Source organism: Mycobacterium sp. IS-1742, from assembly GCF_001500125.1.
GTDB lineage: Bacteria > Actinomycetota > Actinomycetes > Mycobacteriales > Mycobacteriaceae > Mycobacterium.
In genome coordinates, this window is the sequence record NZ_LQIV01000023.1 from 131,011 (window position 1) to 151,561 (window position 20,551).

The 20,551-nt window shown below is 67.9% G+C and carries 21 protein-coding genes; 9 read left to right on the forward strand and 12 right to left on the reverse strand.

The window, feature by feature from the left end; all coding sequences use genetic code 11:
• Nucleotides 1-13: 13 nt before the first annotated feature.
• The 3 genes from AU196_RS15195 to AU196_RS15205 are packed head-to-tail and all read right to left on the reverse strand — an operon-like array spanning nt 14 to nt 3,278.
• Nucleotides 14-1,666 carry a thiolase C-terminal domain-containing protein gene (locus AU196_RS15195; RefSeq protein WP_059095904.1) on the reverse strand — a complete coding sequence of 551 codons (1,653 nt, stop codon included), beginning with the start codon at nt 1,664-1,666 and terminating at the stop codon, nt 14-16.
• A 2-nt stretch (nt 1,667-1,668) separates the two neighbouring features.
• Complete coding sequence (locus tag AU196_RS15200) at nt 1,669-1,983, reverse strand: ferredoxin (protein WP_059095905.1); 315 nt, start codon at nt 1,981-1,983, stop codon at nt 1,669-1,671.
• Nucleotides 1,980-3,278: an NADH-ubiquinone oxidoreductase-F iron-sulfur binding region domain-containing protein gene (locus AU196_RS15205; protein WP_059095906.1), complete on the reverse strand. Its 1,299-nt coding sequence runs from the start codon at nt 3,276-3,278 to the stop codon at nt 1,980-1,982. Before AU196_RS15205 ends, AU196_RS15200 begins: the two co-directional genes overlap by 4 nt.
• A 33-nt stretch (nt 3,279-3,311) precedes the next feature.
• On the opposite strand from AU196_RS15205, the gene AU196_RS15210 reads away from it, so the two are divergent.
• Nucleotides 3,312-3,785, forward strand: coding sequence for a hypothetical protein (locus AU196_RS15210; protein ID WP_059095907.1), 474 nt, complete (start codon nt 3,312-3,314; stop codon nt 3,783-3,785).
• Nucleotides 3,786-3,790: 5 nt separating this feature from the next.
• Here the strand turns inward: AU196_RS15210 and AU196_RS15215 are convergent, their stop codons facing one another.
• From AU196_RS15215 to AU196_RS15230, 4 genes are read right to left on the reverse strand one after another with little or no spacing between them, the layout of a single operon-like run.
• Complete coding sequence (locus tag AU196_RS15215; protein WP_059095908.1) at nt 3,791-4,708, reverse strand: alpha/beta fold hydrolase; 918 nt, start codon at nt 4,706-4,708, stop codon at nt 3,791-3,793.
• Nucleotides 4,705-5,097, reverse strand: coding sequence for a Rieske (2Fe-2S) protein (locus tag AU196_RS15220; RefSeq protein ID WP_059095909.1), 393 nt, complete (start codon nt 5,095-5,097; stop codon nt 4,705-4,707). Before AU196_RS15220 ends, AU196_RS15215 begins: the two co-directional genes overlap by 4 nt.
• 5 nt (nt 5,098-5,102) lie before the next feature.
• Entirely contained in the window at nt 5,103-6,245 is a 1,143-nt protein-coding gene (locus AU196_RS15225) for an amidohydrolase family protein (RefSeq protein ID WP_059095910.1), read from the reverse strand.
• Nucleotides 6,246-6,270: 25 nt separating this feature from the next.
• On the reverse strand, nt 6,271-7,368 hold the full coding sequence (locus AU196_RS15230) for an amidohydrolase family protein (RefSeq protein WP_059095911.1): 1,098 nt from the start codon (nt 7,366-7,368) through the stop codon (nt 6,271-6,273).
• A 268-nt stretch (nt 7,369-7,636) separates the two neighbouring features.
• On the opposite strand from AU196_RS15230, the gene AU196_RS15235 reads away from it, so the two are divergent.
• Together AU196_RS15235 and AU196_RS15240 are read left to right on the forward strand one after the other, a co-directional pair.
• The gene (locus tag AU196_RS15235; RefSeq protein ID WP_059096092.1) at nt 7,637-8,635 is read left to right on the forward strand and encodes an acyl-CoA dehydrogenase family protein; all 999 of its coding nucleotides are present in this window, start codon (nt 7,637-7,639) and stop codon (nt 8,633-8,635) included.
• Nucleotides 8,619-9,794 carry an acyl-CoA dehydrogenase family protein gene (locus tag AU196_RS15240; RefSeq protein ID WP_059095912.1) on the forward strand — a complete coding sequence of 392 codons (1,176 nt, stop codon included), beginning with the start codon at nt 8,619-8,621 and terminating at the stop codon, nt 9,792-9,794. The genes AU196_RS15235 and AU196_RS15240 overlap by 17 nt, the downstream gene beginning before the upstream one ends.
• A 23-nt stretch (nt 9,795-9,817) precedes the next feature.
• Here AU196_RS15240 and AU196_RS15245 read toward each other — a convergent pair whose 3' ends face one another.
• The 5 genes from AU196_RS15245 to AU196_RS15265 all read right to left on the reverse strand — a co-directional run bounded on the left by AU196_RS15245 (nt 9,818) and on the right by AU196_RS15265 (nt 13,563).
• Nucleotides 9,818-10,156, reverse strand: coding sequence for a hemophore-related protein (locus tag AU196_RS15245; protein WP_059095913.1), 339 nt, complete (start codon nt 10,154-10,156; stop codon nt 9,818-9,820).
• Between the two features lie 145 nt (nt 10,157-10,301).
• The gene (locus AU196_RS15250; RefSeq protein ID WP_059095914.1) at nt 10,302-11,696 is read right to left on the reverse strand and encodes a cytochrome P450; all 1,395 of its coding nucleotides are present in this window, start codon (nt 11,694-11,696) and stop codon (nt 10,302-10,304) included.
• A gap of 18 nt (nt 11,697-11,714) precedes the next feature.
• Complete coding sequence (locus tag AU196_RS15255; protein ID WP_059095915.1) at nt 11,715-11,909, reverse strand: ferredoxin; 195 nt, start codon at nt 11,907-11,909, stop codon at nt 11,715-11,717.
• 42 nt (nt 11,910-11,951) lie between these two features.
• A complete protein-coding gene (locus tag AU196_RS15260) occupies nt 11,952-12,812 on the reverse strand; it encodes a mycofactocin-coupled SDR family oxidoreductase (RefSeq protein WP_059095916.1) in 861 nt (286 codons plus the stop codon).
• 49 nt (nt 12,813-12,861) lie between these two features.
• Nucleotides 12,862-13,563, reverse strand: coding sequence for an SDR family NAD(P)-dependent oxidoreductase (locus AU196_RS15265; RefSeq protein ID WP_059095917.1), 702 nt, complete (start codon nt 13,561-13,563; stop codon nt 12,862-12,864).
• 257 nt (nt 13,564-13,820) lie between these two features.
• On the opposite strand from AU196_RS15265, the gene AU196_RS15270 reads away from it, so the two are divergent.
• From AU196_RS15270 to AU196_RS15295, 6 genes are read left to right on the forward strand one after another with little or no spacing between them, the layout of a single operon-like run.
• Nucleotides 13,821-15,326, forward strand: a complete 1,506-nt coding sequence (locus AU196_RS15270; protein WP_059096093.1) for an aldehyde dehydrogenase family protein — start codon at nt 13,821-13,823, stop codon at nt 15,324-15,326.
• Entirely contained in the window at nt 15,326-16,546 is a 1,221-nt protein-coding gene (locus AU196_RS15275) for a CaiB/BaiF CoA transferase family protein (RefSeq protein WP_082695731.1), read from the forward strand. Before AU196_RS15270 ends, AU196_RS15275 begins: the two co-directional genes overlap by 1 nt.
• A gap of 14 nt (nt 16,547-16,560) precedes the next feature.
• Complete coding sequence (locus AU196_RS15280; protein WP_059095918.1) at nt 16,561-17,730, forward strand: OB-fold domain-containing protein; 1,170 nt, start codon at nt 16,561-16,563, stop codon at nt 17,728-17,730.
• Nucleotides 17,727-18,893, forward strand: a complete 1,167-nt coding sequence (locus AU196_RS15285) for a thiolase C-terminal domain-containing protein (protein ID WP_059095919.1) — start codon at nt 17,727-17,729, stop codon at nt 18,891-18,893. The genes AU196_RS15280 and AU196_RS15285 overlap by 4 nt, the downstream gene beginning before the upstream one ends.
• A complete protein-coding gene (locus AU196_RS15290; protein WP_059095920.1) occupies nt 18,886-19,680 on the forward strand; it encodes an MlaE family ABC transporter permease in 795 nt (264 codons plus the stop codon). Before AU196_RS15285 ends, AU196_RS15290 begins: the two co-directional genes overlap by 8 nt.
• Nucleotides 19,681-19,683: 3 nt before the next feature.
• Entirely contained in the window at nt 19,684-20,541 is an 858-nt protein-coding gene (locus tag AU196_RS15295; RefSeq protein WP_059095921.1) for an MlaE family ABC transporter permease, read from the forward strand.
• The last annotated feature ends 10 nt before the right edge of the window (nt 20,542-20,551 follow it).

The following is a 20,551-nucleotide window of genomic DNA, read 5'->3' on the forward strand; positions in this document are numbered from 1 at the left end:
CGTCACCTGCGGGTCATCCGTCCGTCCGCAGCAACAGCACACCGCTCGGCGTCAACCCACCGCTGCTGACGACGGCCACCCGGGCGTCGGCCACCTGACGCTCACCGGCCTCCCCGCGCAGCTGGCTGACGGCCTCGTGCATCAGGCCCATCCCGTGGGTACGGCCGTGGGAGAGCTGACCGCCGTGGGTGTTCAGCGGCAGGACCCCGTCACGGGCGATGTTGTGGCCGCCGTCGAGGAAGTCCTTCGCCTCGCCGATCCCGCAGAACCCCAGGGCCTCGATCCACGACAGGCAGTTGAACGTGAAGCCGTCGTAGAGCTCGGCGACGTCGACGTCGCTGGGCCGCAACGAGGTTCGCGTCCACAGGTGTGCGGACTGGCCGAGCACCTGCGGTTCGTGGGTCAGCGTCGTCTGGTCCCAGTCGGTGCGTTCGAGGATCTGGGTGCCGACGGCCTCGATGAACACCGGCTTCTTCGGCATGTCCCGGGCGGTGTCGACGGCCGACACGATTACCGCGACCGCACCGTCGCAGGGCACATCGCAGTCGTAGAGGCCGAACGGTGTGGTGATCGGCCGGGCCGACAGGTAGTCGTCCATGGACATCGGGTCGCGGTAGATGGCCGTCGGGTTGAGGGCGGCGTTGGCCCGCTGGTTCAGCGCGATCCAGCCGAGCGTCTCGCGGGTGGTGCCGTACCGGTGAAAGTGGCGCTGCGCGTTGAGCGCCAGCGTATGTGCGGCCGACGTCGCGCCGAACGGCATCTGCCAACTGGTCGTGCGCCCGCCGCCCGGCGGCGCCATCCTGCCCTCCTTGAGCAGCTGACCGAACGTGGCCTCCCACAGGGTGCGGAAGCAGAGCACGTGTCGCGCCATGCCGGTGGCGACGGCCATCATCGCGGCGATCACCGAACCGCCGGGGCCGAACGTGTCCATACCCCCGTTGATCCACGTGGGACGCAGCCCCAGCGCACCTTCGAGCGCGGTCACGCCGCCTTCCCCCATACCCGCGACGTCGAGGCCCGGGTAGGTCGACAATCCGTCGATGTCGTCGAAGCTCAGGCCCGCGTCGGCGACGGCGGCCTCACACGCCTCGATGGTGAGCGACAGCGGCGGCACCATCAACCGACGCCCGAGTCGCGACGCGCCGATGCCGGTGATCGCCGACTGCTCCTCGAACCTGCGGCCGGGCAGCATCGGCCGGACGTGGTCGCCGAACCGTTCGGGGGCGATCTCGTCGGCCGGCAGCGCACCGGCCTGCCCGGACGCGGGCCGGAACAGCGGCAGCCAGACGTCGTCCGCCTGCTCGAACACCACCTCGACCGGTTGTCCGAGTTCCAGGCTGTCGGGTTCGGATTCGACGATATTGGTGGTCAACCGGACCCGCGGATCCTCCTCGAGCGCGACCTGCGCCACCACATAGGGCGGCGGCAGATCGGGGAAACCGAAACGGTGGTTGACGGTGAATCCGGCCAGCGTGCCGCGACCCGAGACGGTGCGCACACCGAGCTTCTGGCTGCGGCAGTACCGGCAGATCGGTTGGGGCGGGTGGATCAGGGATTCGCAGTCCTGACACTGCTGGATGCGCAGTTCGCCGTCGGCGCCTGCGGTCCAGAAGAACTCGTTCTGCGCGGTGAGTTGAGGCAGCGGCCGGCCCGGGATGTCGGCCACGCCTACAGCCCCGGAAGCATGTGCTCTTCGCGGACCGCGCCCGCGTGATCACCGTTCATGCCGTCGTCGGCGGGGACGGCGCCGGCCGGGGGTTGAGAGGGCCTGTCGCGCACCGGTTCTCCTTCGTGCATCTCGATGATGGCGTGGACGGGGCAGTCGAGCAGGGCGCGCCGCACGGCCGGCTGATCCGCCTCGGGCACGGTGCCGTTGCCGATCAGCGAGGCGTAGCCCCAGTCGTCGAGCGAGAAGTACTCCGGCGCATACTTGGCGCAGATGCCGAAGCCGTCGCACATCGTGCGATCGAGTCGGATCCTCACGCGCTCACCACCGCCTCCACTTCGTAGGGTCGTCGGACGTCGAACAGGTCGGCCGCGCAGCTGTCACAGCTGCCCTGCCGGTGGCGGGCCACCGCCTGCGGGAACGCGGTGAGCAGGCTGGCGGCGACGTTCGTGGCGGCGTCGAGCGTCGCGCATGCGCCCCGGCCTCTGAGCACCACCGACCACCGCTCCAGCCGCGCCAGATCCTCGTCGGAGGCCACCCCGTCGCGCAGTGCGACGGCCACGGCCGCCATGGCCGCCGTCCCGTTGAAACACGACCCGCACTGTCCGGCGTTCTCCCGGTCGAAGTAGCTCAGCACCGACGCGGCGACCGCGACGGGGCATTCGTCGGTCAGCACGCCGACCGCCCCACAGCCCAACCCGCTGCCCAGCCGGCGCAGTGCCTCGTGGTCGAGCGTCGCGTCGAGGACGTCGCGATTCAGCAGACCGGTGAAATACCCGCCCATCAGCACACCGCTGACCGATTCCGGCGAGATCCCGTGCCAGCCGAGCACATCGGCGAGGGCGAGCCCGTGCGGCAACTCGTAGAGCGCCGGTGGCCGGCCGCCGCCGGTGATGGTCGCGAGGAACGTGCCTGGGGACGACGGGGTGCCCGCCGAACGGTAGTCCCGTGCCCCGTGCTCGTACAGATACGGCAGATTGGCGAGCGTCTCGACGTTGCTGACGAGCGTGGGCAGCCCGGCCACCCCCTCCTCGAACGGGCGCGGCGGCTTGTCCGTCGGTTTGGCCGGTCCGCCGTTGACGGCGCGGACCGCGGCGGTCTCCTCACCGGCCACGTATCCGGCGTCGACGACGACGACGCTGACCGACACGCCGTTCAGCACCGCCGAATCCACTTGCGCGAGCGCACTTTCCACGCTACGGGCGGATTCCGGATCCGAGACGTAGACGACCGCGCGCTCGGCCTCCACGATGCGGGCGGCCAACCGCAGTCCGTCGAGCACCAGGTGCGGACGGTGCCGCAGCAGCCACCGGTCCTTGATCGACGCGGGCTCGCCCTCCTCGCCGTTGGCGATCGCGACGGCGCCGCCGCGGGTGCGGCCGTGGTCGCGTACCGAACGCAGTTTGACCGCCATCGGGAATGCGGCGCCGCCACGACCGAGCAGTCCGGACAGTTCGACGTCGTCGAGCAGCCTGTCCGGTTCGGGCAGGTCACGGTAACCGCCGGAGGAGGCGTAGTCGGCGTAGTCCTCGCGCCCGGCCGGCACCCGCAACAGGCGAGGTGTGGTGCCCGGCCAGACGGCGGTGGTGAGATCGGTTGCGGTGGGGTTCATCTGCGCTTCATCTCCGCGGATAGGCTGGCCGACATGAGAACTGCGGTGGTGCGGGTGGGTGTGGACCCGGCGGGTGACCTGACGCCCGCGCAGCTAGCCGACGGCATGTCGCGCCTGCGCGAACTCGGCGGTGCGGCGGGCGCCGACGTGGTGGACAACAACCTGCCCGCCATGCCACCGGGGCGCCGCGAAGCCGAACTGCTCATCACCGGCGACGATCCGGACCACCTCACCCGCATGGCGGTCGGTCTGTGCGCGAAGGCCTTCGGCACCGAGCCGGTCGCCGGTGTGCTCACCTACATCAGCCGCGGCACCGACGACGACGCGTACGGGGTGCTGGCCGGTTTCGGGCTCACCGGCGACATCACCCGCACGGTCGACGACGACGGGTGGGACGTCGTGCACGTGACCCTGCGCAAGGCGGACATGGACCGGATTCCGGAGAGCCGCATCCACACCGCGCTGGAGGCCTCGCTGAACTGCGAGGTGCACATCCGCACGATCTGAGCCGCTCATCGCTTCAGGAAGTCCAGAATCGCCGGCGCCGCCTGCACCCAGGTGTCGAACATGTTGAACCGCTTGACCTTGCCCTGCGCGCGCTTCTCGCCCGCACGTTCCCAGGCGTCCTCCGGCCACGGCGGGTCGATGACCGTGGAGCCCTTGATCAGACAGCTCACCTCCAACGACGTCCGCTTGGGATGGTCCAGGTCGTTCTCGCCGCCGCGGATGATGAGCGTCGGCACCCGGATGTTGTCGAACATCTCGTCCTCCACGCCCGGGATGGTCTGACCCGGTTTGGGCACGAAGGCGTTGAGCCAGCGCAACATCAGCTTGAGGAAGTCGTCGGCGTCGAGGCCGAGGATCCGGTCGCGGTTGCCCGGGTTCTCGGCGATGCGCTCCTGCCACTCGGCGACGTGCGCGACGGCCTTCATGCCGGCCCCGCGCACCGCGAGGATGCTCGGCACGATGTAGTACGAGCCGAGAACGAACGACCCGTAGACGCCGCCGACGATGTTCCACACGACGAGCTTGGTGACGATCTCCGGGTACAACATGGTGGTCAGCATCGAGTCCCGCGCACCGCCGGAGCCGCCGGCGAGGATGCACGGCCCGATGTCGAGCGTGGTGATCAGCTGGTACAGCGTCTCGGCCCGCATGTGCGATTCGCTCTGGCCGTAGAACTGCACGTCGGACTTCCCGCAGTTCGGCCGGTCCCACAACAGCACCCGGTAGCCGCCCTTGACCAGCGCCTGGGCCAGCGGCCGCAATCCCGGGATGTCCTTGCTGAACCGCCCACCCGGTGTGAGGGCGATGAAGTCGCCGGTCTTGCCGAGGATCTCGTAGACGACCTTGCCGCCGTTGATCTCGATGACCTTCTCACCGCGTTTGAGTTGCGGGCCCCGCGTCTCGGTGTCGTCGGTGGTCGTCATGCCATCACCAGCACATCGTTGCCGACCACGCGGACCGGGTAGGTGCGGATACTCCATTCGGGTTTGACCGCGGTGGTTCCGGTCGCCAGCTCGAAACCCCACTGATGCCAGGGGCAGTAGATGTACTCCAGGTCGCGCACCATCACCGCGTCGCCGGGCACGTTGTCGTCGACGACGGTGCGCCCGCGGGCCCGGCCGGCGCACAGTGGACCGCCCTCGTGCGGACAGTAGTTGGCGATCGCGTAGAAGCTGCCGTTGACGTTGTAGACGCCGACGCCGTGGCGCCCGATCGGGACGACCTTGTGTGAACCGGGCGGGATCTCGTCGACCGTGGCGACGACGTGCTCACGCCCCTGGGCCAGCCGGGGCGGTTTCTTGTCCTCTGTCATCTCCGTCAGAACACTCGCACCTGGCCCTCGAGGGCCGGAACCGTGTCGGGCAGGTGATAGGTGGCGATGCCGTTCTTGAACATCACGGCCTCGCGCGCATGTTCGGGCAGGTGCTTGACCAGCCAGCGCGGATCGTCGAACGTCCAGTGCGGGTAGTCCGAGGAGTACAGCAGGATTTTCTCGCACTCCATCCACTCGAAAGCGCGGGACAGCTCCGTCTTGTCCTCGGGATAGTCCAGCGGCTGGGTGGTGAACTTGATGTGGTCCTTGACGTACTCGGACGGTTTGCGCTTGATGTCCAGCCACGACTTGCGGGCCTCGTAGATCGCGTCCATCCGCCACATCAGCGGCAGGATCCACGTGAAGGCGTGTTCGACCAGCACGATGCGCAGTGTCGGGAAGCGGTCGAACAGCCCGTCGAACACCATGCTCATCACCTGATTGGCCGCCAGCAGCGAGTAGGTGACCATGAAATCGTGGTTGTAGCTGGGGAATCCGACCGGCGGGATGGGCAGCTCTTCGTGATGGCTGCGCGATAGGTGGCAGCTGACCGTGATGTCGTGCTTGGTGGCCGCCTCCCACAGCGGGTTGTACTTCGGATCGCCCCACGCCGGGCGCGGCTCGGCCTTGATCAGGATCTGCCCCATGTAGGGGTGCCCCGCCCAGCGCTCGACCTCACGGGCCGCGTCCTCCGGCGCCTCGATCGCCACACAGATCGAACCACGCCAGCGCTCGTGCCAGTTGTTGTGGCTGTCCAACCAGTGGTTGGCCTGCCAGTCGTTCAGGGCGCAACTCATCGCGTGGTTCACCTCGGGGAAGCGCGCCGGGTACGCGGCGGGCTCGAGGACCGCGATGTCGGCGCCGGCCTCCATGATCAGCTGCTTGAACGCCAGGTCCGGATCGCTGCCGGGGAACTGGCCGTCGGCGGGGAAGGTGTCGACACGCATCGCATAGGCGTGGGCGTAATCCGGCGCGTCGTAGTAGATCTGATCGCCGACCTTGCGGTTGAGGAAGTACTTGCTGCGCCAGGGCTCCGGGATGTACTGGGCCAGGTCACCGCTGCGCGGAACGGGATGGACGTCGGAGTCGACGCACCGGACCGCAATGCGCTCGGCCGCCGGCATGCGCGGTGTGGTTGTGACCGTCATCGTCGTGTCTCCCTTGATCGTTCGCTCACTGCTGCGCGCCAACCTCTGCGCGGACGTCGATGCCGTAGAGCTCGGCTGCGTTGCGCCACAACAGCTTGTCGCGCTGCTCGGCGCTGAAGGCGGCCGGTGCCGACGGCTCGTTGAGTTGCCAGTGCGGATAGCTGGATCCGTACATGACCATGTCGTCCTTGTTGGTGAACGAGTGCCATTCCCCGGCGAAGTCGGCGTCACCGGGGCCGTCCATCGAACCCTGCACGAAGTACGTGTGGCCGGGCAGGTAGTCGCTCGGCATCTTCGGCGCCCACGGCGTCTGCTCGAGGTGTGGGCGTCCGAAGCAGTCCATCCGCCAGATGAACGGCGTCAGCAGATCGGCGGCGCCGTCCGCCCAGACGAACCTCAAAGTCGGCATCTGTTCGAATACCCCTTCGACGATGAGATTCATCAGGTGGTACAGGTAATTCAGGGCCATGAAGCTGACGTAGTTCTCATATGTCCGCGGCACGCCGGACGGTGTCGGGGCGTACTGGACGCCTGCGCCGACCTCGATGTGCACGGAGACCGGCAGGTTCGCCGCGGCGGCGGCCTCCCACAGCGGCCAGTACTGCGGTTTGCCGTACAGCTCGCGTGACTGCAGGGGCACGCCGATCTGCACGACACGCGGGTGGTCGCGGTACTTCTCGATCTCCCGCAGGGCGCCGGTGATGTCGTCGGGGTTGACCCGGACCGTGCCGCGGAAGCGCTCACCGTGCTCGGGGTGCTCGAGCCAGCGGGTGACCATCATCTCGTTGTGCGCCGCGGCGATCGCCGTGCCGAGGTGGCGGTCGGGCATGATCCCCCGGGTCATCGGGTGCAGGATCGCGATGTCGACCCCCCGGTCGGTGAACAGGTGCTTGGCCGCCAGGTCCGGATCGGAGCCCGGGTACTGGCCGTCGGGACCCTCGGTGCCCTTGGCGTACTCGCCGCCCGGGGCGCCGTACCAGTCCATCTCATAGTCGGGGAACCCGCGGCTCCGGAACGGCTCACGCATGAAGGTCTTCCGCAGGTCCTTGTTCGACTTCGCGAAGATGTGCACGCTGGCGTCGATCAGGGGTGAGCGCGTCCCGTCCGGATGCGTTGTGGCCAAGGCTGTTCCTCCGATGTTCGTCCGGCGCGCAGACGGCTGAGCACGTGCGCGGCGATACCGGACACACTGTCAGTGTAAATCGAAGTTCTTCAAAGGCAAGAACCGAGTTCTCCCTTACCTCGTCGCCATCGTCGCAGGTGAACGGATGTGCTGGTCAGTCGCGCAGCGGTCCGCTTAGGAAACTTGGTAGTCGAGGCGGGAGAACGTGTAGACAGAATATGAGAATGTTATTCTCGCAGGGTCGTGACACCGCACCAGGAGGCGCCGGATGCTACTCGAGTTCGATGCCGACCAGCGGCTGTGGCAGGAGACCGTGCGTGACGCGGTCACCAAACAGTGCCCGGCCTCGCTGGTCCGCGAAATCGCCGAGAACGGCGTCGATCCGACGCCGTTGTGGAGGAGCTACGTCGACGCGGGGTGGACCGAGCTGACCGACCCCGAGAACGCCGTCGAGTTGGCGATCGTGCTCGAGGAGATGGGTCGCGCCACCGATCCCACGCCGTTCCTGGCGACGATGACGCAGTACGCGCCGCTCGCCGCCGACCGGTTCGATCCGCAGCAGGCGGGTGCGGCGGTCCATGACGGGATCAGCGCCGTCCGCGACGCCGAGGGCTGGGTGCTCGACGGGGCCGCGCGCCACGTCCTCGACGGCGACCGCGCCGACCGGCTCGCGGTGGTCACCGACGCCGGCGTCTTCGTCCTCGACGCCGACGTGGCGGTCCGCCGCCGCAGCCCGGTGTTCGATCCCGTGCTGCACATCGCCGACGTCTCCTTCGACGCCGTCCGCGTCCCCGACACCGCGAGGGTGCGCGCAGACTCCGAGCGGGCGCGTCACCTCGCGCTGACCGGTATCGCGATCACCACCGTGGGCGCCTGTCAGCGCATCCTGGATCTGGCGCTCGACCACGTCAAACAGCGCCACCAGTTCGGTGTGCCGATCGGTTCGTTCCAGGCCGTACAGCACAAGGCGGTCGACATGCACGTGGCGATCGAACGCGCCCGCGCCCTGGGCTACTTCGCCGCGCTCACCATCGCCGCCGACGACCCGCGGCGCCGGCTGGCGGCGTCGATGGCCAAGGCGGCGGCGGGGGAGTGCCAGTCGCTGGTGTTCCGGCACGGGCTGCAACTCTTCGGAGCGATGGGTTTCACCTGGGAGAACGACCTGCAGTTCGCACTGAAGCGGGCCAAGGCCGGCGAACTGCTGCTGGGCGGCGCGGCCGAACACCGCGCGACGATCGCGGAGGAATTCCATGCAGCTGACTTTTGATTCGGACGTCGAGCAGTTCCGCGCGGAGTTCGCGGCCTTCCTCGACGAGCACCTGCCGCCCGAGTCGGCCACCTTGGAGCGGCCGCGGTCGGTGTCGCACATGCCGCAGTGGGCCCGCGACTGGCAACGCCTGCTGTTCGACAACGGATGGCTGCTGCCCGCACAGCCGCCGGAATTCGGCGGCCGCAATGCCAGCGTGCTGCAGCAGTTCGTCCACCTCGACGAGCTGTGCCGGCGGCGGATCTACCACAGCTTCAACCCGCAGGGCGTCAACATCGTCGCCGCCTCGCTGATCACGTTCGGCAGCGACGAGCAGAAGCACCGGTGGGCCGTGCCGGTGCTGCGCGGTGAACTCACCGCGTCGCTGGGGATGAGCGAGCCGAGCGCCGGATCCGATCTGGCGTCGCTGCGGACACGTGCGGTCCAAGACGGCGACCACTTCGTGGTGAACGGCCAGAAGGTGTGGACCTCGGGCGCCCACGACGCCGACTACCTGCTGGCGTTCGTGCGCACCGACCCCGATGCGCCCAAGCATCGGGGCATCAGCGCACTGATCATCCCGACCGACACCCCGGGCGTGGTGTGCCGCCCGTTCGCGGACCTGTGCGGTGAGGAGAACAAAGACTTCAACGAGGTCTTCTTCACCGACGCCCGGGTGCCTGCCGAGAACCTCGTCGGGCCGCTGAACCAGGGCTGGAAGGTGGCCAACGGATCACTGGGCCACGAGCGCACGATGATGTGGCTGGGTTTCGCCGATCGGATCGACAACGTGATCGCCGATTTCGAGCCGCACACCGAGATCGAGCGCGACCAGTACGCGTCGATGATCATGGACTATCAGGCGCTGCGGGCGATGGGTTCGGCGGCGCTGGCGCGCGCGGCGCGCGGGGAGATGGACACCGCGTCGGTGTCGGTGCTCAAACTATTCGGGTCGGAGGCCGAGATGCGGGCCGCCGACGCGGCGTTGACCGCATCCGGGTCCGCCGGGTTGGTGCACCCCTCGACGACCGGGCGCTACGAACACATGAACCTCGACCATTACTTCGCCAGCTGGTTCGAGCGGTACGCCCGCAGTTTCTCCGGCACCATCGCCGGCGGAACCTCGGAGATCCAGCGCAACATCATCGCCACGCAGGTACTGGGGTTGCCGCGCGGCTGAGTGTCAGCCGCGCGGCCACCGCGTCAGTAGTTGTTGCAGGTGTTCGCCACGTTCGAGATCGGCCCGAAGTAGCGCTGCGCGGTCGGATTGCCCTGCAGGAACGCCACCGTCGCCTGCCGCTGCTGCGGGGTCGAGGCGAGGAAATTGCGGACGGCCTGCTGACCGCTGCGCTGCTGGAGGAACTGGGCGGCCAGGTCGGGATGCTGGTCGTTGAGCGCTGCGATCACCTGGTCGTAAGTGCAGGTGGTGTTGATGATCGGGCCCAGGTCGGGCTGCGCCGACGCGACGCCCGCGGAGAGCGGAATCGCCACGGCGAGGCCGCCGAGCGTGATAGCGATGTTTCTGCGCGACAGCTTCAGCATGGGTACACCCTCTTCTCGGAATTTCTCTTGTCGAAGCGCTTCACCGGGCACAAGATCACCCGACAGCAGATTCATCGACAGTAACAGCGCAACTGTTACCTTTTCATCCCCTCGAGCAAACCTTGTCGAGGTCAACGCCCTGACGTCAGTCGATGACGGCGGCTTCTTTGCGTTCGGTGATGGGGCGTGCCAGTTCCTGCTCGTCGCAGATGCGCTGCAACCTGTCCAGTGTCTCGTCCAGGCCCGGTCCCAAGGGTTTGCTCGGGGTGAACGTGGCGGGCAGGTTGCGCATGCCCTGGATGACGCCGATCGTGTCGTAGTGGACCGTGCCCTCGGGGTCGCACGTGTAGTCCGGCATCCGGTCGAGCACCGCGGTGAGCATCGACTTGAACACCGTGCGGGCCACGTTGGAACCCACGCAGCGGTGGACACCGATGCCGAAACTGAAGTGGCGATTGCCTTTTCGGTCCAGGATGACCTCGTTGGGGTCGCTGAACACCGACGGGTCCCGGTTGGCCATCGCCCAGGACAGCCACAGCCGCTCGTACTTCTGGAACCGCTGACCCTCCACCTCGACGTCGTCGGCGAACGTGCGGCCGTCGCCGGGGGCCGGGGTGAAGAAGCGCAGGAACTCCTCGGTGGCCGGATGCAGCAGCGTGGCCCGTTCACGGCTGAGGCGGTCCCGTTGGTCGGGATGTTCGCCGAGCCATTCCAGCGCATGCGCGGTGAGCGCCGTCGTCGTGTCGAAACCGCCGCCGATGATGAGGCCGAGGTTGCCGAGGATCTCCATGTCCGGCGCGGGCTCGCCGTCGATGCGCAACTGGACCAGCGCGTTGACCAGACCCGGGCGCGGATTCTGCCGGATCTCCATCATGTTGTTGATGAGGTCGATGCCCATCTCGCGGTGCTGCTCGTTGATCTTCTCGCGCTCGGGGGAGTGCTCGGGGGTGTACACCGAGGCGTGGGTGGGCTCGCTGTAGACATTCCACTTCTTCAGCGCGATGCCCATCATCGCCAGCGTGAACACCGCGGGCACCACATTCGCCAGGTGCTCGACGAAATCGATGCGGCCGGACTCGATGTGCTCGTCGAGGGCGGCGCGCGTGATCTCGTCGACGAACGGCTCCCACCGCTTGATCGCGGCGGGGGAGAGGTAGGGGTTCAGCGCGCCGCGGTACGCGCTGTGCTCCGGTTCGTCCATCTCGAGGATGCCGCCGCGCACGACGGTGGCCCGACTCGCCTTCGGGATGGTGATGCCCTGGAACGGCGTCTCACCGCTGATGTCATGGTGATTGGACACCACCGGGCAGCGTGCCAACTCGAACACGTGCTTGCTGTCGGCGGCCACCCAGTGCCCGCCGTACGTGTCGCTCCACGCCATCGGGCACTTGGCGTGCATCTCCTCGGTGATCTTCTCGAACTGCAGCCGGTATTCCGGTGTGTGCCGGTCGAAGTGGTAGCGGTTCTTCTTGCGATCACTGTCGGCCGGCTCGCCGCGGAGATCGTCGACGCTGCTCACGTCGTTGGCTCCCTGAGTCATTGGTCTCCAGACTTGTGGTCAGTCGTCTATCGAGATCGCTTGTTCCGGACAGGAGGACGCGGCCTCCCGGACCGCGTCCTGCTGGTCGTCGGGGACGACCTCGTTGACCGGCGACGAGGTGCCGTCGATGTCGCTCAACTCGAAGGAATCCGGCGCGATCATCGCGCACAGCGTGTGCCCCTGGCAACGGCCGGAGTCAACCCTTACCTTCACTGCTCTCCTCGAAAATGTCTCGCGGTCAACGTGTTTCGGTGGTCAGACGTGGTAGTCGTACCACTTGAGATAGCCGCCCGCGTCCACCCGCAGCTGCATGCCGGTGACGAACCGTGACTCGTCGGAGGCCAGCCACAGCACGGCGTTGCTGATGTCCTCGGGTTCGATGAACGGCACAGGCATGGCTTGCTGCACCCCGAAGGCCAATTCGGCGTCGGCGCGGGTCGGCTTCTCCAGGTCGGGCCGGAACGAGCGGTACATCGGTTCGCTCTGCAGCATGTCGGTGTTGCAGTTGGTGGGGTGGATGACGTTGGCCCGGATGTTGCGCACCGCCAGTTCGGTCGCCAGGTCGTGCACGTACTGGGAGATGAGGCGCTTGGAGGTCATGTAGCCCATCCCGCCGGGATCGGCGCCCGGGCGGTCCTTCTTCGAGGCGTCCATCAGCGCCGCGGCGGAGGCGGTCGCGATGATCGATGCGCCCTCCTTGAGATGCGGCAGCGCAACCTGGATCGCGTTGATCGTCCCGACGAAGTTGGTGTTGATCCCGTCGGTCCACGCCTGCATCGGCGGAGTGCCCTTCATCGCCGCGATGCCGGCCTGCGCGACGACGATGTCGAGGTGCCCCAGTTCGGCGACACCGTTGTCGAGTGCCTCCTTGAGCTGGGCGGCGTCCCGGACGTCTGCCTGGGCCGTGACGGCCCGGCGGCCGGCCTTCTCGACGTACTGGGCGGTCTCCTCGAGGTCTTCCGGTCTGGCCAGCGGGTAGCCCACCGTGTCGATGTCGGCGCAGATGTCGACGGCGATGATGTCGGCGCCTTCCTCGGCGAGCCGAATGGCGTGGCTGCGGCCCTGCCCGCGCGCTGCGCCCGTGATGAATGCGACCTTTCCTTCTACGCGCCCCACAGCTTGTCCTCTCGTGATTCCGGTTGATTCCGTTGGTGATGCATGACCGTCAGGTGTTGCGTCCGCCGTTGACGCCGAGGATCTGGCCGGTGATGTAGCCGGCCTCCTCGCTGATGAGGAACGCGCATGCGGCGGCGATGTCCTCGGGTCTGCCGATGCGCCGCACCGGGGTGGCCGCGATCGTGGCGTCGATGTCGCCGAGGTAGCCCCGTTCGGCGGCGGCGCGCAGCATCGGGGTGTCGATGAACCCGGGCGGAACCGCGTTGACCGTGATACCGCTCGGACCGTATTCGAGCGCCAGCGATTTGGTCAGGCCGTTGACCGCGGACTTGGCGGCGACGTACGGCGACATGTACGGGGCGCCCGAGTGCGTGCTCGACGACGAGATGTTGACGATGCGGCCCCATCCCGCCTCGAGCATGTCGGGCAGCACCGCCTGGATGGTGTGGAAGACGCCGTTGAGGTTGACGTCGATGACCTTCTGCCACCGGTCGAAGGACACGTCGCTGAAGCGTTTGAAGCAGTCCAGCCCGGCCGCGTTGACCAACACCGTGATCGGGCCGAGCTGTTTGCGGATCGCTGTGAACGCGGCCTCGACAGCCGACCGGTCGGTCACGTCGGCGGCATGGGCGAACTCACCGTCGCCCGGCTTGAGATCGATCGTGGCGACGTGAAGTCCGTCGGCCTGCAGCCGCTGGACGATGGCCAGCCCGATCCCGGAGCCGCCGCCGGTGACCACCGCGGTCTTCACAGCGCTTCATCCGATCTGGCGGCCGGCTCTGTCACGGTCGTCTCAGGCATCAAGAATCATCCTTCCGATTTCGAGAACCGTACTCTCGTAGACGATCATTCTGCAAGAAATCCCGCGGACGCGCCGAGGGTCAACCTAAGCTCCCTTCCAACTTCCGGGGCTTTGACTAGCCACTCTAGGCTTCCTTGAGTTCTCCCGCGCCGAATGTATGATTCGCCCCGAATGAGAATGGAATTTCCATCACACTGAGGAGGATGATGGCTCAGACGCCCACGGTGAGCGAGAACCGCCAGCCCGGAGCCGGCTCGCAGGCCGGTGACGCGCCGGCGGATCGGCGGCTGTTGATCGACGGACGGCTGGTCGACACCGGACGGGTGTTCGAATCCCTCAATCCCGCGACGGGCCAGGTGCTCGGGCACGCACCCGATGCGACGGTCGCCGACGCCGAAGCCGCCGTGGCCGCCGCGCGCCGCGCCTTCGACACGACCGACTGGTCGACGAACGTCGAGCTGCGGCTGCGCTGCCTCGACCAGCTGCACGCCGCGCTCGTGGAGCACCGCGACGAACTGGCCGCGCTGACGATCGCGGAGGTGGGCGCCACCGAGGCGCTGTGTCAGGGGGCGCAACTCGACCAGCCGATCGCGATCGTGCGGTACTACGCCGACCTGCTCGCCGACTATCCGATGACCGAGGACCTCGGCGAGATCGAGAGCCGCGGGATGCAGCACCACCGCTGGGTGGAGAAGGAAGCCGCGGGCGTCGTCGCGGCGATCATCGCCTACAACTATCCGAACCAGCTCGCGCTGGCCAAGCTCGCGCCTGCGCTGGCCGCCGGTTGCACCGTGGTGCTCAAGTCCGCGCCCGACACCCCGCTGGTGACCCTGGCCCTCGGTGAACTGATCGCCGAACACACCGACATCCCGGCCGGTGTGGTCAACGTGCTCTCCGGCGCCGACCCCGAGGTGGGGGCGGTGCTGACCACCAGCCCCGACGTCGACATGGTCACGTTCACCGGTTCCACCCCGACCGGCCGCCGCATCATGGCCGCCGCCAGCGAGACGCTCAAGAAGGTGTTCCTCGAACTCGGCGGCAAGTCCGCCGCGATCGTGCTGGACGACGCCGACTTCGACACCGCCGCGCTGTTCTCGGCGTTCTCGATGGTCACCCATGCCGGCCAGGGCTGCGCGCTCACCTCCCGGCTGCTGGTGCCTGCACGCCACAAGGACGAGATCGTCGAGAAGATCAAGAACAACTTCGGTCTGGTGCGCTACGGGGATCCGGCCGATCCGAAGACCTACATGGGTCCGCTCATCAGCGAGAAGCAGCGCGACAAGGTCGACGGCATGGTCCGGCGGGCGGTCGAGGCGGGAGCCACGCTGGTCACCGGAGGCGAGAAGGTCGACCCCGGCTACTTCTACACACCGACCCTGCTCGCCGACGTCGATCCCGACAGCGAGATCGCCCAGGAAGAGGTCTTCGGACCGGTGCTGGCGGTGATCGCCTACGACGACGACGATGATGCGGTCCGCATCGCCAACAACTCCATCTACGGGTTGTCCGGTGCGGTCTTCGGCAGCGAAGAGCGCGCACTGGCGGTCGCCCGTCGCATCCGCACCGGCACGTTCTCGATCAACGGCGGCAACTACTTCAGCCCCGACAGCCCGTTCGGCGGCTACAAGCAGTCCGGTATCGGCCGGGAGATGGGCCGGGCAGGACTCGAGGAGTTCCTGGAATCCAAGACGTTCGCGACGGTGGTGAGCTGATGAGCACGGGGTCGAACCGGCCGTTGGAAGGCGTCCGCGTTCTCGAGGTCGCGATGTACGGGTTCGTCCCGTCGTGCGGCGCCGTGCTGGGCGAGTGGGGCGCCGACGTCATCAAGGTCGAGCACGCGGTCACCGGCGATCCGCAGCGCGGGTTGCGCCAGACGGGGCCGCTGCGGGTCGAGGGTGACCCGAATCCCAACATCGAACACGCCAACCGGGGCAAGCGCAGCATCGGGCTGGACATGTCGGTGCCCGAGGGCCGCGAGGTGCTGCTCGAACTCGCCCGGCGTGCGGACGTTTTCCTGACCAGCTTCCTGCCCGGCCACCGGCAGAAGTTCGGCATCGACGTCGACGACATCCGCGCGGTCAACCCGAACATCGTCTACGCGCGCGGCAGCGCGCTGGGGCCCCGCGGCGAGGAGTCGGTCAAGGGCGGCTACGACATGACCGCGTTCTGGTGCCGGGCGGGTACGGCCGCCACCATCACCCCGCCGGGGATCGAGGGAATGATCGCCCCGCCGGGACCGGCCTACGGCGACACCATCTCCGGGACCAACCTGGCCGGGGGCATCGCGGCCGCGTTGTTCAAGCGGGAGCGCACGGGTGAGCCGTCGGTGGTCGACGTGTCCCTGCTGGGCAGCGGGCTGTGGGCGATGGGGCACACCGTCGCGTTGACCCAGCACCTCAACCAACTGCTGGTCAGCCCGCCGCCGGGGGTGCACGGTTCGCCGATCAACCCGCTGGTCGGGGTCTACCCGACCGCGGACGACCGCTACATCTCGTTCGTGATGATGCAGCCGACGAAGTTCTGGGCCGACGTGTGCAAGCACATGGACCTCGAGGAGTACGCCGAGGACCCGCGCTTCGCGACCGCCGAGTCGTTCGCCGAGCACACCCCGGCCGCCGTCGAGATCCTCACCGAGGCGATGCGGAAGCGTCCGCTACCGGAGTGGAGCGAACGGTTCGCCACGCTCCTCGGACCGTGGGCGCCGGTGCAGGACACGCTGCAGGCCGCGCAGGATTCACAGATCCGGGCCAACGAGTACATCGTGCAGGCCGGTGAACTGGAACTGGTGGCCAACCCGGTTCAGTTCGACGTCTCCGCCCCACGGTCCGGCGCCGCCCCGGGTTTCGCCGAACAGACCGACGACATCCTCGTCGAACTGGGTCTGGACTGGGATCGGATCATCGAGCTCAAGACGGCCGGCGCCGTCACCTGAACCTGGAGACCTCAATGCCGTTCATCGCTTCGATCGGGACCTACCTCCCGTGTTGGGGCACACCACATCACCGCATCGCCGGTGATGACGAGGACGCCATCACGCTGGCCGTCGAGGCCGGGCGGGCCGCGCTCAGCACGGGCGGCGCCGTGGAGCGGGTGGTCCTGGTCAGCCGCGACCTGCCGCTCACCGAGAGCAGCAATGCCGCGGTGCTGCTGGCCGGGCTGGGTCTGGACCCGGAACTCGAGGTCGACGAACGGCTCGGCGGTGCGCCGGCCACACTCGACGCGGTCAGTTCGGCACGTCCCCGGTCACTGGTCATCGGGGTGGATCTCGAACCGGCGGGCGCCGCGGCCATCCTCACCTCCGACCGGGGCAAACAGGTTCGCACCGCCGCGCGGGTGGCGCGCAGCCTCCCGGTGCGCACCCGGAACGCCGTCGGCGTCGTGCACGACTACGGCGACCCGCGGCTGCTGCACGAACGGGGACTGCTGGCCTCGCTGTCGGCCGCCTGGCTCGACACCCCGGTGGTGGTCGCGGGTGTCGACCACGACAAGGTGGTGGAGTTGTGCGTCGGCGAACCGCCCCGGCTGCCGACATTTGGAGCAAGTTCTGGTCTGTTCGCCCTCGCCGCCCTCACCGAGTCCCATACGATTGGCCCCTTGGTCGCGGTGGAGCAGGCGAGTTTGTCCGGCATCACCGTCACAGGCGGTGAGGCACAAGTGATTCGACGTGAACCGGCGGCACGGCCGCTGCCCGAGGGCACGGTGACCCCGGGCGCCGACCTCGCGATTTCGCTGGCGGCCTACGAGCGTGCGTTCGAGGCCAAGGTGCGCTGGGAGGCGGGTAAGTACGCCGGCAGCCCCGACCTCGACTTCCCGCCGCGCTACCGGGTGGGCGATGACTGCGCGCTGGACACCGACTACGAACTGGTCCCGCTGCCGCGCAGCGGGACGGTCTACACCGAAGCGACCGTGCAGATCCCGGTGCCGGGGATGCGCTCGCCGTACTCGCTGGTGATCGTCGAACTCGACGGGACCGACGTGCGCGCGCTGGTCAAGGTGACCGGTGCCGCGCCCGGTTCGGTGGACATCGGCGACCGGGGCCGGATGGCGCTGCGCCGCGTCGCGGTGCGCTCCGGAGTGCCGGACTACGGGTACGCCTTCGAACCGGACGCGGCATGAGGAACGTGGCGATCGTCGGTGCGGGGATGACCCCGTTCGCCGAACACTTCGCGCTCGGCATCAAGGATCTGTTGCCGATGGCGTTCGCCGAATGCGCCGCCGGGGTGGACAAGGGTGTCTCCAAGGACGACATCGACGCGGTGTGGTTCGGCGCGATGGGCACCACCGACGGGTTCCCGTCCGGGATCCTCGCCGACACGCTGGGCATGCAGGACATCCCGGTCACCCACGTCGAGAACTCCTGTGCCACGGGCAACGACGCGGTGCGCAACGCGCTGTACGGCATCGCCTCCGGGGCCGCCGACGTCGCCCTGGTGATGGGCGCGGACAAACTGCGCGAGGTCGCGACCAAGGACATGCTGTGGGGCTGGGAGGCCACCACCCGGGACATGGCCTGGGATTACCCACTCGGCCTGGTGGCGCCTGCGGGGTTCGCGCTGCACGTGCGCCGCTACCTCCACGAATCACCGGCCACCCGAGAACATCTGGCGATGATCGCGGTCAAGAACCACCGCAACGCCGTCGACAACCCGAAGGCCAGGCTGCGGTTCGAGATCACCGTCGAGCAGGCGCTGGCCGCCCCGATCGTGGTGAATCCGTTCGGGATCTACGACTGTGCGCCGCAGAGCGACGGCGCGGCCGCGCTGATCCTGGCGGCCGAGGACGTGGTCGACCGATTCACCGACCGGCCGGTGTGGGTCCGCGGGGTCGGGCTCGGACTGGATTCGGTGATGTACCCGCACAAACCGGATATGACGACGTTCCCGGCGACCGTGCGCGCCGCCAAGCGGGCCTTCGGCATGGCGGGCCTGACCCCCGCCGACGTCGACGTCGCGGAAGTGCACGACTACTTCACCGGCATCGAGTTGATCAGTTACGAGGACCTCGGATTCGCCGAACGGTTCGGTGCCCACAAACTCGTCGAGGCCGAGGTGACCAGTATGGGCGGCGCGCTGCCGGTCAACCCCAGCGGCGGGCTCAAGGCCAAGGGCCACCCACCGGGCGCCACCGGCGTCGCGCAATGCGTCGAACTGTTCGGTCAGCTGCGCGGGGAAGCGGTCAACCAGGTCGACGGCGCACGGATCGGCTTGGCGCACAACATCGGTGGTCCGACCGCGGTCGCTGCGGTCACCATCCTGGAAGGAGCGGGTACCCATGGTTGAGCGGTGGTTACCGGGGGTGTCGCTCGGGCGCGGCAGCAAGCCGATGGAGGCGATCGGCGGGCTGTTCGCCATGTCGGCCGATGCGGTGCGGTTCGTGTTCCGCCGGCCGTTCCAGTGGCGCGAGTTCCTCGATCAGTCCTGGTTCGTGGCCAAGGTCTCCCTGGCACCGACCGTCCTGGTGGCGATTCCGTTCACCGTGCTGGTCAGCTTCACCCTCAACATCCTGCTCCGTGAACTCGGTGCGGCCGATCTCTCGGGCGCCGGTGCGGCATTCGGCGCTGTGACCCAGGTCGGTCCGCTGGTCACGGTGTTGATCGTCGCCGGGGCCGGTGCCACCGCGATGTGCGCCGACCTCGGCTCCCGCACCATCCGCGAGGAGATCGATGCGATGGAGGTGCTGGGCATCAACCCGGTGCAGCGTCTGGTCACCCCACGGATGCTCGCGTCCGGTCTGGTGGCGCTGCTGCTCAACAGCCTCGTGGTCATCATCGGAATCCTCGGCGGATACACGTTCTCGGTCTTCATCCAGGACGTCAACCCCGGTGCGTTCGCCGCCGGAATCACCCTGCTGACCGGGGTGCCCGAGATGATCATCTCGTGTGTCAAGGCCGCGCTGTTCGGTCTGATCGCCGGGCTCGTGGCCTGTTACCGCGGGCTGACCATCTCCGGTGGCGGCGCCAAAGCCGTCGGCAACGCGGTCAACGAGACCGTGGTGTACGCGTTCATGGCGCTGTTCGTGATCAACGTGATCGTCACCGCCATCGGCATCCGGATGACGGTGGACTGACCCATGGGCACTCTGACGGTGCTGCGCAGCACCTACCCGCGGCTGAGCAAGAGTGTCCGCAGGCCGGTCGACCTGTTGGGACGCATCGGCGACCACACGCTGTTCTACATCCGGGCGATCGCCGGGACTCCCCACGCGGCCATGCACTTCCGCAAGGAGGTGATCCGCCTCATCGCCGAGATCAGCATGGGCGCGGGCACTCTGGCAATGATCGGCGGGACCGTCGTCATCGTGGGTTTCCTCACCCTGGCCGCGGGCGGCACGCTGGCGATCCAGGGATACAGCAGCCTGGGCGACATCGGCATCGAGGCGCTCACCGGATTCCTCGCGGCCTTCATCAACGTCCGGATCGCCGCGCCGACGGTGGCGGGCATCGGTCTCGCGGCCACCTTCGGCGCCGGGGTGACGGCCCAGCTGGGCGCCATGCGCATCAACGAGGAGATCGACGCGCTCGAATCGATGGGCATCCGCCCGGTGGAGTACCTGGTGAGCACGCGCCTCGTCGCCGGCATGGTCGCGATCACCCCGCTGTACTCGATCGCGGTGATCCTGTCGTTCCTCGCCAGCCAGTTCACCACGGTGGTGCTGTTCGGTCAGTCCAGTGGCCTCTACGACCACTACTTCGACACGTTCCTCAACCCGATCGACCTGCTGTGGTCGTTCCTGCAGGCGATCCTGATGGCGATCACGATCCTGCTGGTGCACACCTACTTCGGGTACTTCGCGTCCGGCGGGCCATCGGGTGTGGGGGTGGCGGTGGGCAACGCTGTACGCACGTCGCTGATCGTCGTGGTGTCGGTGACGCTGCTGGTCTCGCTGGCCGTCTACGGTTCCAACGGCAACTTCAACCTGGCCGGTTAGGGGGAAGCCG